13 protein-coding genes are annotated in these 15,345 nt (G+C 62.4%); 9 read left to right on the top strand and 4 right to left on the bottom strand.

Features of this window, described 5'->3' with window-relative positions; all coding sequences use genetic code 11:
• The first annotated feature begins 3 nt into the window (after nucleotides 1-3).
• The 4 genes from lon to KG088_RS00975 all read left to right on the top strand — a co-directional run bounded on the left by lon (nucleotide 4) and on the right by KG088_RS00975 (nucleotide 6,560).
• Nucleotides 4-2,382 carry an endopeptidase La gene (gene lon, locus KG088_RS00990; RefSeq protein ID WP_213823620.1) on the top strand — a complete coding sequence of 793 codons (2,379 nt, stop codon included), beginning with the start codon at nucleotides 4-6 and terminating at the stop codon, nucleotides 2,380-2,382.
• 115 nt (nucleotides 2,383-2,497) lie between these two features.
• Nucleotides 2,498-3,847, top strand: a complete 1,350-nt coding sequence (locus KG088_RS00985) for an erythromycin esterase family protein (protein WP_213823619.1) — start codon at nucleotides 2,498-2,500, stop codon at nucleotides 3,845-3,847.
• Nucleotides 3,848-4,065: 218 nt separating this feature from the next.
• Nucleotides 4,066-5,871, top strand: a complete 1,806-nt coding sequence (locus tag KG088_RS00980) for an ABC transporter transmembrane domain-containing protein (RefSeq protein ID WP_213823618.1) — start codon at nucleotides 4,066-4,068, stop codon at nucleotides 5,869-5,871.
• A 101-nt stretch (nucleotides 5,872-5,972) separates the two neighbouring features.
• On the top strand, nucleotides 5,973-6,560 hold the full coding sequence (locus KG088_RS00975; RefSeq protein ID WP_213823617.1) for an NAD(P)H-dependent oxidoreductase: 588 nt from the start codon (nucleotides 5,973-5,975) through the stop codon (nucleotides 6,558-6,560).
• A 197-nt stretch (nucleotides 6,561-6,757) separates the two neighbouring features.
• Here the strand turns inward: KG088_RS00975 and KG088_RS00970 are convergent, their stop codons facing one another.
• Together KG088_RS00970 and KG088_RS00965 are read right to left on the bottom strand one after the other, a co-directional pair.
• A complete protein-coding gene (locus KG088_RS00970) occupies nucleotides 6,758-8,089 on the bottom strand; it encodes an ATP-grasp domain-containing protein (RefSeq protein WP_213823616.1) in 1,332 nt (443 codons plus the stop codon).
• A gap of 430 nt (nucleotides 8,090-8,519) precedes the next feature.
• Nucleotides 8,520-8,687 (bottom strand): hypothetical protein, encoded by a 168-nt coding sequence (locus KG088_RS00965; RefSeq protein WP_213823615.1) that lies wholly within the window; start codon nucleotides 8,685-8,687, stop codon nucleotides 8,520-8,522.
• A 354-nt stretch (nucleotides 8,688-9,041) separates the two neighbouring features.
• On the opposite strand from KG088_RS00965, the gene KG088_RS00960 reads away from it, so the two are divergent.
• The 3 genes from KG088_RS00960 to KG088_RS00950 all read left to right on the top strand — a co-directional run bounded on the left by KG088_RS00960 (nucleotide 9,042) and on the right by KG088_RS00950 (nucleotide 12,023).
• On the top strand, nucleotides 9,042-9,911 hold the full coding sequence (locus tag KG088_RS00960; RefSeq protein WP_213823614.1) for an SDR family oxidoreductase: 870 nt from the start codon (nucleotides 9,042-9,044) through the stop codon (nucleotides 9,909-9,911).
• Nucleotides 9,912-9,983: 72 nt separating this feature from the next.
• Nucleotides 9,984-10,829 (top strand): AAA family ATPase, encoded by an 846-nt coding sequence (locus tag KG088_RS00955; RefSeq protein ID WP_213823613.1) that lies wholly within the window; start codon nucleotides 9,984-9,986, stop codon nucleotides 10,827-10,829.
• Between the two features lie 3 nt (nucleotides 10,830-10,832).
• A complete protein-coding gene (locus tag KG088_RS00950; protein ID WP_213823612.1) occupies nucleotides 10,833-12,023 on the top strand; it encodes a vWA domain-containing protein in 1,191 nt (396 codons plus the stop codon).
• A 123-nt stretch (nucleotides 12,024-12,146) separates the two neighbouring features.
• Here KG088_RS00950 and KG088_RS00945 read toward each other — a convergent pair whose 3' ends face one another.
• The gene (locus tag KG088_RS00945; protein WP_213823611.1) at nucleotides 12,147-12,968 is read right to left on the bottom strand and encodes a PRC-barrel domain-containing protein; all 822 of its coding nucleotides are present in this window, start codon (nucleotides 12,966-12,968) and stop codon (nucleotides 12,147-12,149) included.
• Between the two features lie 272 nt (nucleotides 12,969-13,240).
• Between KG088_RS00945 and KG088_RS00940 the strand changes: the two genes are divergently transcribed.
• Both KG088_RS00940 and KG088_RS00935 read left to right on the top strand, forming a co-directional pair.
• Nucleotides 13,241-13,882: a SatD family protein gene (locus KG088_RS00940; protein WP_213823610.1), complete on the top strand. Its 642-nt coding sequence runs from the start codon at nucleotides 13,241-13,243 to the stop codon at nucleotides 13,880-13,882.
• Nucleotides 13,879-14,634, top strand: a complete 756-nt coding sequence (locus tag KG088_RS00935) for a DUF3307 domain-containing protein (RefSeq protein WP_213823609.1) — start codon at nucleotides 13,879-13,881, stop codon at nucleotides 14,632-14,634. Before KG088_RS00940 ends, KG088_RS00935 begins: the two co-directional genes overlap by 4 nt.
• A 199-nt stretch (nucleotides 14,635-14,833) precedes the next feature.
• On the opposite strand, the gene KG088_RS00930 is transcribed toward KG088_RS00935, so the two are convergent.
• Nucleotides 14,834-15,160, bottom strand: coding sequence for a four-helix bundle copper-binding protein (locus KG088_RS00930; RefSeq protein ID WP_213823608.1), 327 nt, complete (start codon nucleotides 15,158-15,160; stop codon nucleotides 14,834-14,836).
• Nucleotides 15,161-15,345 lie beyond the last annotated feature (185 nt).

Genomic DNA, 15,345 nt, shown 5'->3' with positions numbered 1-15,345 from the left:
ATCATGAGCGATGACACCCCCTCAACAGCACCTGAGTCCCCCAGCACGCCATCCCTTCCCGATGATGTGCTGATCATCGTGCCGATGCGCAACGTCGTGCTGTTTCCGGAACTGGTGATGCCGATCACGGTGGGCCGGCCCAAGACGATTGCCGGTGCGCAGGAGGCCGTCAAGAGCGGACGCTCGCTAGGCCTGCTGTTGCAGAAGGACCCTGACGCCAGCGACCCCGGCCCCGACGAGCTGTATCGGGTCGGCACCATGGCCTCGGTGCTGCGATACGTCGCCGGAGAGGACGGTCACCGGCTGGTCTGCCAGGGCCAGTCGCGCTTTCGCGTGCTGGACTTCATCGACGGTTACCCCTTCCTTCTGGCTCGCGTCGAGCACATCCACGTGCGGGACCACCCCAACGACCCGGAAATCGAGGCGCACATGCTGACGTTGCGCGACAAGGCACTGGAGGCCCTGGGGCTGCTGCCACAGATCCCCCAGGAACTCGGCCATGCCCTGCGCGCCATCGACCATCCCGGCCTGCTGGTCGACACCATCGCCGGCTATCTGGACCTACCGATCGGTGAAAAGCAGGAGGTTCTCGAACTGCTCGACCTCAGGGCCCGAATGGAACGGGTCCAACACCTGCTCGATTACCGCGTGGAGGTGTTGCGTCTGTCGCAGAAGATCAGCCAGCGCACTCATGAAACGATGAGCGAACGCCAGCGCGAGGTGGTACTTCGCGAGCAATTGCGCGCCATCCAGCAGGAGCTCGGTGAGGGTGACGAGAAAGCCGAAGAGATTCGCGAGCTGGAATCGCGCATCGATGCCTGCCACATGCCCGACGAGGTCGCGACCCAGGCTCGCAAGGAGCTCGCACGCCTGGCGCGCATGCCAGAGGGCGCTGGCGAGTACGCCATGGCGCGCACCTATCTGGACTGGCTGCTGGAACTGCCCTGGGCCTCCCTGAGCGAGGAACACATCGACATCGCCCGGGCCCGCGACATCCTCGACACCGACCATTTCGGGCTCGAGCGCATCAAGAAACGCATCCTCGAACACCTGGCCGTGCACAAGCTCAACCCCGAGGGCAAGAGTCCCATCCTGTGCTTCGTCGGCCCGCCCGGAGTCGGCAAGACCTCGCTCGGGCAAAGTATCGCACGGGCGATGGGGCGAGAATTCGTACGTGCGAGTCTCGGCGGGGTTCACGACGAGGCCGAGATCCGCGGTCACCGGCGCACTTACATCGGTGCCCTGCCGGGCAACATCATCCAGGCGCTGCGCAAGGCCGGCACCCGCAACCCCGTGTTCATGCTCGACGAGATGGATAAGCTAGGCGCCGGTATCCAGGGCGACCCTTCCAGCGCTCTGCTGGAAGTGCTCGACCCGGAACAGAACAGCACCTTTCGTGACAACTACCTCGGTGTGCCCTTCGATCTCAGCCGCGTGATGTTCATCGGCACCGCCAACGTGCTGGACCAGATCCCCGGTCCGCTGCGCGACCGCATGGAGGTGATCGAGCTGCCGGGCTATACCGAGCAGGAGAAGGTCGAGATCGCCCGGCGCTATCTCGTCCAGCGTCAACGCCAGGCCGTCGGGCTCGACGCGGACCAGTGGCACATCACCGATGCCGCCCTGCACCGCATCATCAGCGATTACACGCGCGAGGCCGGGGTGCGCAACCTCGAGCGGCTGATTGGAGCAGTGGCACGCCACGTGGCCGTACGCATCGCCGAGGGCACCCTCGAATCGAGCGTCACCGACGTCGACGATCTTCGCGAGCCACTGGGCGCGGCGCGGTATGAGAACGAGGTAGCGATGCGTACCAGCGTGCCCGGTGTGGCCACCGGACTCGCCTGGACGCCGGTGGGTGGCGATATCCTGTTTATCGAGGCCAGCCAGTCCCAGGGCAGTGGCCGACTGATTCTGACCGGCCAGCTGGGTGAGGTCATGAAGGAAAGCGCCCAGGCGGCGCTGAGCCTCATCAAGGCCAACGCCGCCGCGCTCGGCGTAGACGCCGAGCGAGTGAACGAGGCCGACATCCACGTGCACGTGCCCGCCGGCGCCATTCCCAAGGACGGCCCCAGCGCTGGCGTGGCCCTGTACACGGCGCTGGTGTCGCTACTGACCCTACGCTGCGTACGCGCCGATCTTGCCATGACCGGCGAGATCACCTTGCGCGGGCTGGTATTGCCGGTGGGCGGCATCAAGGAGAAAGTGCTGGCCGCCCAGCGGGCCGGCATCCGCACCGTGCTGCTGCCGGCCCGCAACCGCCGCGACTGGGAGGACATTCCCGAGATGGCCCGCGAGCAACTGGTGTTTTATTGGATCGAGCGCGTCGAGGACGCCATCCGGCTGGCCCTGCAGGACACCACTGATGCCCTGCCAACCTGAACCTGATGGCTGAATCTGATGACTGAAACTGATGGCTAAACTCGACAGTTGAACTCGATGCACGGGTTCGATGACTGAGGTAACGAAGCCTGATACAACGCAAGGGGAGGCGCGTATGACCACACCGCTTGCCTGTGTCCGCCAGCTGGCGACACGCCTGGTGGAACGCCCCAGCGATCTGGATCCCCTTCTCGACCAGGTCGCCGACCGGCCCTTCGTGCTGCTCGGTGAAGCCTCGCATGGCACGGCCGAGTTCTATCGGCTGCGTGCCGAGATCACCCGCCGGCTGATCGAGGACAAGGGTTTCGAGGCAGTGCTCGTCGAAGCCGACTGGCCCGACATGCTGCGCCTGAATCGCTTCGTGACGGGCGACAGCCAGGACACCCTCCTCGAGGCCTTCGACGATTTCCAGCGTTTTCCGCAGTGGATGTGGCGCAACGATGAGGTACGCGATTTCGTCCTCTGGTTGCGCGACTACAATGCCAGCCTCGACGATCCACAGGTGGGCGAAAGACAACAAGACGCCGCATCGGTTGGCATGTACGGCATGGATATTTACAGCCTGCACCGCTCGGCCGAGGCGGTCATCGCCTATCTGGAAGGCGTCGACCCCGAACAGGCCGAGCGGGCCCGCCGCGGCTATGCCTGTCTCGACCATCGCGGCGACCCCTTCCATTACGGCCGCAATGTGGCGTTCGGCTTGAGTCCGTCCTGCGAGGAAGCGAGCATCGAGCTGCTGACCGGGTTGATGAACAAGGCCTCTGACTACCTCGACGCCGATGGCCGCCGCGCCGTGGCCGAGCAGTTCTTCGCCGAGCAGAACGCCAGGGTCGTGGTCAATGCCGAGGCCTACTACCGGGCCATGTTCACCAGCCGGGTCGACACCTGGAACCTGCGTGACGAGCATATGACCGACACCCTGAAGGAGCTGCACTACCACCTCATCCATCAGGGGCGGAAAGGCAAGGTGGTGGTGTGGGCGCACAACTCACACCTCGGCGATGCCCGGGGTACCGAGATGGGCTGGGGCCGTCAGCAGCACAACGTCGGCCAGCTGGCACGCCAGCGGTTCGGCAATCGGCAGGTATTGCTGATCGGCTTCACGACCCATACCGGGCATGTCTCGGCCGCCCGCGACTGGGACGCACCGGTCCAGCATCGCTGGGTGCGTCCTTCGCTTGCAGACAGCTACGAGCGGCTGTTTCACCAGAGCGGTCTCGACCGCTTCTACCTGCCGCTTGAGTCGAACCGAGCCGACCCGCTCAAGGCGCGACTGCTCGAGCGAGCCATCGGGGTCATCTATCGTCCGGAGACGGAACGAGCGAGTCATTACTTTCGCGCCTCGCTCCCCGCGCATTTTGACGGCATCTTCCACCTTGACGAGACCGCGGCCGTGAGCCCCTTCGATAGGGGCGATGCCTGGCAGAAGGAAGACATTCCCGACACCTACCCGTTCGGCGTGTGAGCACGGACGACGTGGGGTTGTCGGGGCAACATGGTGAATCACGCTAGGCGAGACAGCGAAGCCGGCATTGCCTCCACGCGACCTTTACGGCTAAGGCAGAAAGGCCTCCGAGGCGGGCACCATGCGGTTGTAGAACACCAATGGTTTCCTCATGCATATGACACGGGACACTGATAGGGTGCCTTTCCTTCCGTTCTAGCCCATTGCCGAGGCGACCGATGCCCTCCTCTTCTTCGTCCTCCCCTCCCGATCCGCGAATTCTGCTGCGCCTGCTGGGTTTCCTGCGACCCTACCGCTGGCGGCTGGCGCTGGCCGGCGTCGCCCTGCTGGCAGCGGCGGCCAGTGTACTGGTGCTCGGTCAGGGCCTGCGGCTGGTGATCGATCAGGGCTTTCTCGCCGAAGACCGCGCCCGGCTCAATCAGTCGCTGGGGATGCTCCTGGCGGTGGTGAGCGTACTGGCGATGGCCTCGGCGCTGCGCTATTACCTCGTCACCTGGATCGGCGAGCGCCTGGCCGGCGACCTGCGCCGTCGGGTCTTCGATCATCTGCTCGATCTCGAGCCAGGCTTCTTCGAGGCCAGCGGCGAGGAGGGCGGCGGAGCGGGCGAAATCTCCTCGCGGTTGACTGCCGACACCAGCGTGCTGCAGAGCCTGATCGGCTCCTCGCTCTCGCTGGCGGTGCGCAACCTGCTGATGCTGGTGGGCTCGGTGGCACTGATGCTGGTCACCCAGCCGTGGCTCTCGGCCATCGTGCTGGTGGGCATCCCCGCCACGGTGCTGCCGATCTTCTGGTATGGCCGTCGGGTGCGGCGGCTGTCGCGCTTCAGTCAGGACCGCGTGGCCGAACTCGGTCGCTACGCCGGCGAGGCCCTGGCGGGCATCCGCACCGTTCAGGCGTTTCATCATGAGCCCATCGAGCGTCGGGACTACGGCCAGCGCGTCGAGGAGGCCTTCGCCAGCGCCGTCGAACGCACCCGCCAGCGCGCCTGGCTGACCGGCATCGCCATGCTGGTGGTATTCACGGCCGTGGGGGTCATGCTCTGGCAAGGCGGCCAGGCGGTGCTGGCCGGCACGATGACGGCGGGTGAACTCTCGGCTTTCGTCTTTTACGCCGTGCTGGCCGCCGGCGCCGTGGCCACTCTGGCCGAAGTCGCCGGCGATGTGCAGCGCGCTGCGGGCGCCGCCGAACGCCTGCTGGAGTTGCTGGACACGCAATCGAGCATACATGCCCCCCCGACCCCCGTTCAGCTTCCCGCGCATGTCGACGGCGACCTTCGCTTCGAGGGCGTCAGCTTCACCTATCCCGGCCGCGAGCAGCCTGCCCTCGACGCGCTCGACCTGCATGTTCGTCCTGGCGAGCGGGTCGCGCTGGTGGGACCGTCGGGCGCCGGCAAGAGCACCCTGCTCGCCTTGCTGCTGCGCTTCCACGACCCCGACAACGGCCAGTTGCGGCTCGACGGCATCGACCTGCGCGATCTCGACCCCCGCTCGCTGCGCCGCACCATGGGGCTGGTAGCACAGCAACCGACACTGTTCACCGGCACTACCGCCGAGAACCTGCGCTACGGCAAGCCCGACGCCAGCCTGGAGGAGCTGCGCGAGGCGGCTCGCGATGCCAACGCGCTGGAATTCATTGATGCCCTGCCGCGCGGCTTCGATACCCCGCTCGGCCCCGGCGGCGTACAGCTCTCCGGCGGCCAGCGCCAGCGCCTGGCCATTGCCCGCGCGTTGCTCAAGGACCCGCGCGTCCTGCTGCTCGATGAAGCCACCAGCGCCTTGGACGCCGAGAGCGAACGCCTGGTGCAGCAGGCGCTCGATCGCCTGATGCATGGCCGCACCAGCCTGGTGATCGCCCATCGCCTGGCGACGGTAATCGCCGCCGACCGCCTGCTGGTACTGGAAGGCGGCAAGCTGGTGGCCGCAGGCCGTCATGCCGAACTGCTCGAGACTAGCCCGCTCTACCGTCACCTGGCCGAGCTCCAGTTTGGCAAGCATCCACAGTCGGCCCAGAGCACGGCGAGCTAATCACCCTTCCCATGCCGGGATTCGCACGACGCCTGATGCCAATCAAGCCCAGGTGGCGAATCAGCCGCTATGCTGGCGGAAAGGGAGAAAGGAGCTTTCGCATGGCGCAACGCATTCTGATATTGCAAGGACACCCGGACCGCCACATTCCGCACTTTTGCCACGCGCTGGGGGAGCATTATCGCCAGGGCGCCGAGACCAACGGCCATGAAGTGCGCCTGGTCGAGATCGCCGCCCTCGATGTGCCACTGCTGGAGAGTCAGCGGGCGTGGCAGGATGGCGACCTGCCCGCCGGCCTGCAGGAAGCGCAGGGCGCCATCCGCTGGTGCCAGCATCTGGTGCTGGTTTTCCCGCTGTGGCTCGGCGACATGCCGGCGCTGGTGAAGGCCTTCCTCGAGCAGGTCATGCGCCCCGGGTTCGCCTTCGAGTACGTTGAAGGCAACCCGCTGGGCAAGAAGGGCCTGACCGGGCGCTCGGCGCGGGTGGTAGTGACCATGGGCATGCCCGCGCTGGTCTATCGCCATCTCTATCGTGCCCACAGCGTCAAGTCACTGGAGCGCAACATACTGGGCTTCGTGGGGTTTTCGCCGGTACGCGAGACCCTTGTCGGCAGTATCGAGGGCACGAGCGACGCGGCCCGCGAGAAATGGCTCCAGAGGCTCAGCACGCTGGGCGCCAAGGCCGAATGAAGCTGGCTGAAGTCCAAAAGAATTCAGAAGAGCCCGAAAGGCTTAAAAGAGCCCCAGCTGGCAGTCGATCAGCGCCATGAAGTCTTCATCCACGAACGGCAGGATGATGCGCGCCGCCAGCCGGGTTCACTCGGCCATGGGGATCCAGACGTTGCGGGACTCTTCGACGCTGTGCTCGAACTCGTCGACGATTTTTATCACGGAGCAGCGTCAACTGCAGCGTCACCCTTGCCGTCATCGTACTCGAGGTGCAGGGCGTCCAGGATCTCGAGATACTTCTCGCGAAGCTCCTCGCGGCTGTGGCTGCCGACGAAGATCACTCCGACCTCGTAGCTGTAGCTGTCCTGGTCCTGGGGTGGCAGATCCGAGAGTTGTTGCCCCTGTTCGACGGCGAGCTTGATGAACACGCCCGGATGGTCGCGCTCGATTCGTTCGACCTTTTCGGGAGAGGCCAGGCTCTGCACGATACCGTCTTCGAAGCGTCGCAGCATGAACTTGGCGGCGTGACGATACTCGCCGTCATGGCGCGGAAACTCGGGAGGCCTGCCGATGGCGATTCCGATGGCGGCCTCGTGATGGCTGGCCCCCGCGACCAGGTGGAATAGCGGACAGTGCGATTTCGACAGTCTCGGATTGATCTCGAGGACCTTCAGCCCGTCTGTCTCGTCGTCGTAGTAGAACTCGATGTTGAAGCAGCCGTTGTCGTAGCCTATGGAGCGCATGATCCGTCGGGTGGCGTCGCTCATCCGTTCCTGTACTTCTTTCGGCAACTCGGAAGGGTATTCGTAGCGTAGGAAGCTCGAGCAGTTGCTCCCCCGGATCGAGTCGATCACGCCGTAGATGATGGCTTCTCCTTCGAAGACGTAGCCCTCGAGCGTGCACTGATGGCCGCCGATGAAGGCTTCTGCGATGCAGTGACGTCCTCCTACGTGAGGAAGATCACCCATGTCACGCGCTTCTTCGAGAACCCAATCGAAGGGTTCGGCGATCAGGCCGATGCCTTGCCGGGTCCGGCGCATCGCCTCCTCGAAATCATCGTGGTCGTCAACGCGGAAGCCGAGGTAGGAAGAGAATGCCTTGACGGGTTTGATCCAGAACGGCGTCTGGACCTCGAGCTTCTCCCAGGCGTCGTCGTCGAAGGGGTCGACGACGTCGAAGGCGGGCACCATCTCCGGCACCACGCGTGCCTGTTCGATGCGGCTCCAGTACTTGTGCTCGCAGCGCAACGTGGCCTCAAGCGTCGGCGTCCGTAGGTCGAAGCGGCGACTGAGGATCGGCAGCAGTGAGGTCGTCGGGAAATCCCAGTGACCGATCACGCCGTCGATGGCGCCGTCGAAGGATTCGAGTTGCTGAACTGCGTCGCCGATCAGGCGTTGCATGTCATAGCGATCGGGGGTGACGACTTCCTCGTAGGGGAGAAGCGGATGAAAGTGGTAGCGCTCCGCGTGTTGGACGGACTCGAGCTGGCGCTCGTGGAATTTATCCAATCCGATCACGAAGATGTTCTTGCGGCGTTCGTCCCCGGTCATGAAGGCCTCCTGTAGGTTTCGCACCTGTCGCGTTGCAGTCGACTGGCGATACCACAAGCAGAGGCGAAGCCTAGAAGCGCGGGCCGAAGAACGAAATACTGTCGAACAGTCAGCCCACTAAAAAATGGGCGCTGCATCCCTTGCAGCGCACAGCGCAACGTCCTTGTTTAGGCATTTCCTTTGCCACGCTCATCTTTAACATGACCCTTTCGGCACGCCCTCACCGTGCGGTGGCGAACGCAGCGTTGCGAAATCGCCAGAAGTGCAGGCTGCGGCTGGGTGCTCAAAGCCCTTAAAGGTTGCTCGATCTCGATGGTGAGTGGGTAAGGTAGTTGTATTGCGATTGGCGGAACCGAATAGCGCACATAAAAAAGGCCCCCCGGAGGGGGCCAGGAGGAGCACGCCAGCTCACTCGGTGTATCGCCCGATGCTACATGGCGACGTTGACGTTGGGGTCGGCTTCTGGCCGTTGGTGGCCTTGACCGGCACCGTCATGTTCGATTTTTCCTGTCAGTAGGAAGATGACTTTCCAGCATGAGGCAACAGCGATCGAGGCAGTGGTATTGTTGGGTCTGTTAGCGCAAATGCTGTGCTGCATGACGGACCTCCTCGATGGCTTTCAGCGCTCGGTGTGCTTGCTTTTCTTACTTTATATATTGCGATTGGCATGCCAAAAAAATCGCAATACGTTAATTATCAGTAGCTTGTGAGAATGATGGTCTGTATGGCATCTTGGCTAGGTATCCGAGACCGGGTTTATCTGCACCAATTGTGGCTGATTTTTTATTGCAGTGCATCATTTAAGCGCACGTAAATTGAATCTTGCTCCATGAAACCAGCGCCGGGCGCATCAACGCGGTCATGGGCACCCGCTGACAAAGGGTCCGCCTCGAACATAGCATGCTTCTCATCACCTCCATTAAGCGACGACCTCGACACCAGGAGTAACGCCATGCACGTGACCACCGAGGCGACAACGCGCAACGTACTGGTCACCGGCTGTTCCAGCGGGATCGGGCATGCCAGTGCGCACGCGCTCAAGGCTCGTGGATGGCGGGTATTTGCTACCGCTCGCCGTCAGGCCGACCTGGACCGACTGCTCAATGAAGGCCTTGAGGCCGTCGAGCTGGAGCTAACGTCGAGCGACTCCATCGCCGCCTGCGTCAAGACGGTACTGTCACAAACCGGCGGGCGCCTCGAAGCACTGTTTAACAATGCCGCCTACGGTCAGCCTGGTGCGGTGGAGGATCTGACCCGCGACGTGCTGCGCGCCCAGTTGGAGACCAATCTGCTCGGCACCCATGAACTGACTTGCCGGATAATCCCGGTCATGCGCAAGCAAGGCGGCGGGCGCATCGTGCATAATAGCTCGGTACTCGGCTTCGCGGCCCTGCCCTATCGGGGCGCCTATGTGTGTTCCAAGTTCGCCCTCGAAGGTCTGACCGATACCCTGCGCCAGGAACTTCATGGCACGGGCGTTCACGTCAGCCTGATTGAACCCGGCCCGATCAAAAGCCGCTTTCGCGAGAACGCCTACCGGGCCTTCGTGGCCCATATCGATGTCACCAACAGCTACCACGCCGAGACCTACCGCGCCGTCGCGGCGCGCCTGGCCGGCGAGGACACTGGCGGCGGCTTCACGCTCGGCGCCGACGCCGTGGTGGCCAAACTGCTCCACGCCCTTGACAGCCGCCGGCCCAAGCCCCGCTACCCTGTCACCGTGCCGACGCATCTTTTCGCCGTCCTGAAGCGGCTGCTCTCGACTCGTGGCATGGACCGGGTGTTGCTGCGTGCTACCCGCGACGAGCGCAGGACCGACTAGTCGCTACCCAGCCGCTTCCGTACACTTGTTCGAATCCCGACATTCCCTGACGACCCAGCCGAGGCGACACCCATGGCGTTCGATTCCACTTCCTCCTACATCGCCACCGATGCCCTGAAGCAGGCAGTCGATGCCGCGGTGACTCTCGAGCGACCGCTACTGATCAAGGGCGAGCCGGGCACCGGCAAGACGCTGCTGGCCGAGGAGCTCGCCGCTACGCTGAATACACGGCTGCTCACCTGGCACATCAAGTCCAGCACCAAGGCGGCTCAAGGGCTCTACGAATACGACGCAGTGAGCCGGCTGCGCGACTCTCAGCTGGGCATCGAGGGCGTGGAAAACGTCGCCAACTACATCAAGCCCGGCAAGCTGTGGGAAGCGTTTACCCAGGACACGCGCGTGGTGCTGCTGATCGACGAGATCGACAAGGCGGACATCGAATTCCCCAACGACCTGCTCCAGGAGCTGGATCGTATGGAATTCCATGTCTACGAGACCGGCGAGACCATCAAGGCGCAATACCGGCCGATCATCGTCATCACCTCCAACAACGAGAAGGAGCTGCCCGACGCCTTTCTGCGTCGCTGCTTTTTCCATTACATCGAGTTTCCCGACCGCGAGACCATGCAGGCGATCGTCGATGTCCATTTCCCCGATATTGCCCCCAAGCTGGTCGGTGAGGCGCTGGAGGTGTTCTTCGAGCTTCGCGACGCACCAGGACTCAAGAAGAAGCCCTCCACCTCGGAGCTGGTGGACTGGCTGAAACTGCTGATGAGCGATGAGCTGGCCCGCGAGGCGCTCTACCAGCGCGACCCGGTGAAGGCGATCCCGCCGCTGGCCGGCGCCCTGGTCAAGAACGAGCAGGACACCCAACTGCTGCAACGGCTGGCCTTCATGCTGCGCCGGCAAGGACGCTAAACGATGTTTATCGGCCTGTTCGAGGCGCTCAAGCGCGCCGGTGTACCGGTGTCGTTGCGTGAACTGCTCGACCTGCATGCGGTCGTCGAGCGCGGCGTGGTGTTCGCTGACACCCAGGCCTTCTATCAGGTGGCGCGCACAGTGATGGTCAAGGATGAGCGGTACTTTGATCGTTTCGATCGTGCCTTCGCCGCCTGGTTCGAGGGGCTCGAGGATCTCGATGCTGCCATCGAGGCGCTGATTCCCGACGACTGGCTGCGCCGCGAGTTCGAGAAGCAGCTTTCTGAGGAGGAGAAGGCGCAGATCGCGTCGCTCGGCGGCCTGGAAAAACTCATCGAGACTTTCAAGCAGCGCCTGGAAGAACAGCAGGAACGCCATGCCGGGGGCAACAAGTGGATCGGCACCGGGGGCACCAGCCCTTTCGGCGCCCACGGCTACAACCCCGAGGGCATTCGCGTCGGTCAGGACGGTTCGCGCCATCGCCGGGCGGTGAAAGTGTGGGATGAGCGCCGCTTTCGCGACTACGACGATTCACTGGAGCTGGGCACGCGCAATATCAAGATGGAGCTGCGTCGGCTGCGCAAGTTCGCCCGCCAGGGCGCCAAGGAAGAGTTCGACGTCGATGCGACCATTCGCGAGACCGCCCGTGATGCGGGGCTGCTCAACGTGCAGATGCGCCCGGAGCGTCACAACGCGGTGAAGGTGCTGCTGTTTCTCGACGTGGGCGGTTCCATGGACGACCACATCCGTACCTGCGAGGAGCTCTTCTCGGCCGCGCGCTCTGAATTCAAGCACCTGGTGCCCTACTACTTCCATAACTGCCTCTATGAGGGCGTATGGCGCAGCAATTCCCAACACCGGGCCCGGCGCCACGGCGAGCGTATTCCGACCATGGACGTCCTGCATACCTACGGCGCCGACTACCAGGTGGTGATCGTTGGCGATGCCGCCATGTCACCGTACGAGATCACCCACCCCGGCGGCAGCGTCGAGCACTTCAACGACGAACCCGGCGGCCTCTGGCTTAAGCGTCTGGTGGATACCTTCCCGCATCTGGCCTGGCTCAATCCCATGCCGCCCCGCGCCTGGGAGCTCGCCCATTCGACCCGGCTGATCCGCGAACTGATCGATGACCGCATGTACCCCATGACGCTCGAGGGTCTGGAAAATGCTATGCGCGAACTCGCCAGGTAGGCGTGAAGCCGATAAAGCAGAAGAGGCGCTGCATGGAAAGAATAGAAGGGCAAGGTGTTCACCTTGCCCTTCCCGCGTTACGGCACGACTTGTTTTAAGGTCGCTAATTTAACTGGTTAACGATTACTGAGAAGACGCCTCCGATAGTGTTGTATCACTATCCACTTGTGTGTAATCGTCTTCATTGTAATCTTCGGACGATTGCTCTATCTCATCTTGGGTGCGGTTCGTTGTGAGGACCAACTCCTCACCTTGCATTTCCATTTCGTCGAGGGCCATGGCAATGTCCGACCGGCCGATACCCAGGAATCCGCCCACACCCACGATGGCGTAAAGATCACCACTCTGGTTGTGCTGCGAGATCTGCCTGACCTCACCGATCTCTTCACCATCTTGATTGTTAACGGTCATGCCTTCGAGATCGCTGACCTGCATGGACATCAGGGCGCTGCTTGAGCCGGATGACTCCTCTTGCTGCGCCTGTTCCTGCTCTTCCGGCGGTTGCTCCTGCTCTTGCTGCTGATCCTGCTCCTCCTGCTGCTCCTGGTCCTCGACAGTCACTTCAGGTTCACCGGAACTCTCGATGGTCACCTCGGGCTCGCCGGTGTCTTCTACTGTGACCTCGGGTTCGGCTTCCTGGATTTCCACATTAGGCTCGGGTTGGGTGATCGTCACCTCCGGCTCGGGTTGTTCAATCGTCACCTCCGGTGGCTCTTGCTCGACTGTGATATCCGGCGCTTCCTGCTCTACTTGCACCTCGGCGGGCTGTTCTTCAACCTGAACATCCATCTCATTGTCTTGCTCAGATGAGGCCTGCTCGGAGGCTGGCTGCGTTTCAGTCTGGTTTTCTTGGGTTTCCGCGTCAGGCGGATCCTGCGCCCAGGTACCCATTGATATACCAGCAGAAATTGCACCGATGGCAATCGCTAGTGCTGTCCTTTTCATATCTCTCTCCGTTTAAGCCGTGCCTCCTTAAGCTAGACCAATGTAGCGGGTAAGGGAAAGACATCATGATTTTTTATATTACTTCAATAAATGCTTATTTAGACTTGGAAGAACTCCCCGTTCGCCGAGCTTTGACGCCGTGTCGATTCTGTCGAGTCACGTGAGCTGTGGCTGCGCTCTCAATTTTCTATCGATAGCCTTTAAACACTATTTAATTGATAAATAGACCAAAATGGCTATTATGGAGTTTTCAACGGCAAGGAGACAGCGCCATGGCCCGACGCATCGCCGTGCTCACGGGCGACGTGATCGACTCGCGCAAGGTGAACGATGGCACGCAATTATATAAGGTGCTGGACGCCACCCTGGCCGCACTTGCCGAGCGCCATTTAGGTCGTGGGCAACGCTACCGGGGTGACGGTTTCCAGCTCGTTCTGGCCGATGCCGGCAAGGCCATGAAAGCCGCTATCCAGCTGCGCGCCGCGCTGATCCGCCACTCTGAGCCGAAACAGCGCTGGGATGCACGTATCGCCATCGCGGTGGGAGAGGATGACTGGCAGGCTGCCCAGGCCATCACCGATGCCGATGGCGAGGTCTTCGTGCGCTCGGGCCAGGCGCTGGATGCCATGGATACACAGCACTTGGCGTTGTCCCTGCCCGAGGTGGAGCACGATGATTGCCTAAGCCTGGTGACGCGCTTCGTCGACGACCTGGTCGATGGCTGGTCGCGTTATTCCGCCGAGATTGTCAACCTGAGCCTGCAACAGTCAGCCACTCAGCAAGTACTGGCTGAGCAACTCGGTATTCGCCAGCCAAGTGTTCACAAGCGCCTGCGTGCCGCCCGCTGGGCGCTGCTCGCCGACACCCTCGCCTGCTTCGAAAAGCGCCTCGCCGACTCGGATTCACGCTCATGACGGCCACCGACCTCTCGCTATTGTTCGGATTGATCCTCGCCCACCTGACCGGCGATTTCGTGTTCCAGCCTGGGGGCTGGGTCGAGGAGCGCTACCGGCTCAAGCAGCGCTCGCGCAAATTGGCCCTACACGCGCTGCTGCATGGATTGCTCGCTGCGGGTGTACTGGTGATTGCCACCCTCAACATACCCACCACTCGCGGCCCGTTCGCGATACTGCTGGCAAGTCTCATCCTCACGGCCAGCCATTGGCTGATCGACGTGGCCAAGGCCCATGCCAATCCGCAACAGCTACGCTGGTTCCTGCTCGATCAGGTGCTGCATCTGCTGGTGATTGTGGCCCTTTGGCTCAGCTGGATCGGTAGCTGGCAACCGCTAGCCATCGCGACGGCATGGCTGATGACGCCCCAAATGCTGGGGCTCGCCTCGGCCTACCTACTGGTCACGCGGCCAATGTCGATCGCCATCGCCCTGGTGATGCAGCGCTGGAACCACCAGCTCGAGGATACCGGTACGCTCGCCGATGCCGGCGCCCGCATCGGAGTGCTGGAGCGCTTTCTGGTCTTGACGCTGGTATTGCTCGATCAGTTGATTGCCGTGGGCTTTCTGCTCGCGGCCAAGTCGGTTCTGCGCTTCGGCGATCTGCGCGAGGCGCAGGACCGCAAGCTGACCGAGTACGTGCTGCTGGGTACCCTGCTGAGCGTATCGGCTACCCTGATCCTCGGCATGTGCGTGCGCCAACTGCTCGGGTGACGAGGCCCGAGCGAGCACGACACGAAGGAGTGAGACGTAGACGGTGTATGTCTTGAGAGAAACACCCAGCCAGCCAGCCAGCCAGCCAGCCAAGACTAACCAGCCAAAAGCGGCCATTGCCGGATCCTGGCTGGTTTTTTTTGCTGGCTGGGCGACGGTTTGTGAAATCGGCATGCGAACAAGCCGACAAATACGCCCGTTACGACATGGCGCGACATTCTTCCGCGCAGCGCTTGCAGGCCTTGGCACACTCCTGGCAGTGGTTGGCATCGTGCTGGCCACACTCATCGCCACACTTTTGGCAAATGTCGGCGCAGACGCGACAGAGATCACGGGCAAACTCGCTGCCCTGCGCCATGAAGGAGGCGGCTAAACGACAGATCTGTGCGCACTGCATGTCCAGCCGAATGCATTCCGCCATCATCTGGACGTCATTTTCCTGCAGGCACGACGTCGCGCACCGGTCACAATAGGCGGCGCAGATGTGGCAGGCTTCGATACATGATTGATGCTTTCCAAAATCCATTTCGGACCTCCTAAGCTGTCTCTCGATAAAAAACCAGCTCTCGATGAAACCGGCGATTGCTGACTTGCGAGAGAAGGCTTGCTATGAATGACTTGCGAGTGAAGGAACAGCGTCTGTTCCCGCCCTTTAAGCTGTAGTCAGCCGACGAGACAGCGTCAAGACGCAGCGGACGCGACACGCCATGG

This window comes from Halomonas jincaotanensis (assembly GCF_018448785.1).
Classification (GTDB): Bacteria; Pseudomonadota; Gammaproteobacteria; order Pseudomonadales; family Halomonadaceae; genus Halomonas; species Halomonas jincaotanensis.
This window is presented reverse-complemented; position numbering and strand designations above follow the sequence as displayed.

Excerpts from the sequence above, each read along its gene's own strand:
- lon (WP_213823620.1), top strand. The coding sequence starts at position 4 with ATGAGCGATGACACCCCCTCAACAGCACCTGAGTCCCCCAGCACGCCA.
- KG088_RS00985 (WP_213823619.1), top strand. The coding sequence starts at position 2,498 with ATGACCACACCGCTTGCCTGTGTCCGCCAGCTGGCGACACGCCTGGTG.
- KG088_RS00980 (WP_213823618.1), top strand. The coding sequence starts at position 4,066 with ATGCCCTCCTCTTCTTCGTCCTCCCCTCCCGATCCGCGAATTCTGCTG.
- KG088_RS00975 (WP_213823617.1), top strand. The coding sequence starts at position 5,973 with ATGGCGCAACGCATTCTGATATTGCAAGGACACCCGGACCGCCACATT.
- KG088_RS00970 (WP_213823616.1), bottom strand. The coding sequence starts at position 8,089 with ATGACCGGGGACGAACGCCGCAAGAACATCTTCGTGATCGGATTGGAT.
- KG088_RS00965 (WP_213823615.1), bottom strand. The coding sequence starts at position 8,687 with ATGCAGCACAGCATTTGCGCTAACAGACCCAACAATACCACTGCCTCG.
- KG088_RS00960 (WP_213823614.1), top strand. The coding sequence starts at position 9,042 with ATGCACGTGACCACCGAGGCGACAACGCGCAACGTACTGGTCACCGGC.
- KG088_RS00955 (WP_213823613.1), top strand. The coding sequence starts at position 9,984 with ATGGCGTTCGATTCCACTTCCTCCTACATCGCCACCGATGCCCTGAAG.
- KG088_RS00950 (WP_213823612.1), top strand. The coding sequence starts at position 10,833 with ATGTTTATCGGCCTGTTCGAGGCGCTCAAGCGCGCCGGTGTACCGGTG.
- KG088_RS00945 (WP_213823611.1), bottom strand. The coding sequence starts at position 12,968 with ATGAAAAGGACAGCACTAGCGATTGCCATCGGTGCAATTTCTGCTGGT.
- KG088_RS00940 (WP_213823610.1), top strand. The coding sequence starts at position 13,241 with ATGGCCCGACGCATCGCCGTGCTCACGGGCGACGTGATCGACTCGCGC.
- KG088_RS00935 (WP_213823609.1), top strand. The coding sequence starts at position 13,879 with ATGACGGCCACCGACCTCTCGCTATTGTTCGGATTGATCCTCGCCCAC.
- KG088_RS00930 (WP_213823608.1), bottom strand. The coding sequence starts at position 15,160 with ATGGATTTTGGAAAGCATCAATCATGTATCGAAGCCTGCCACATCTGC.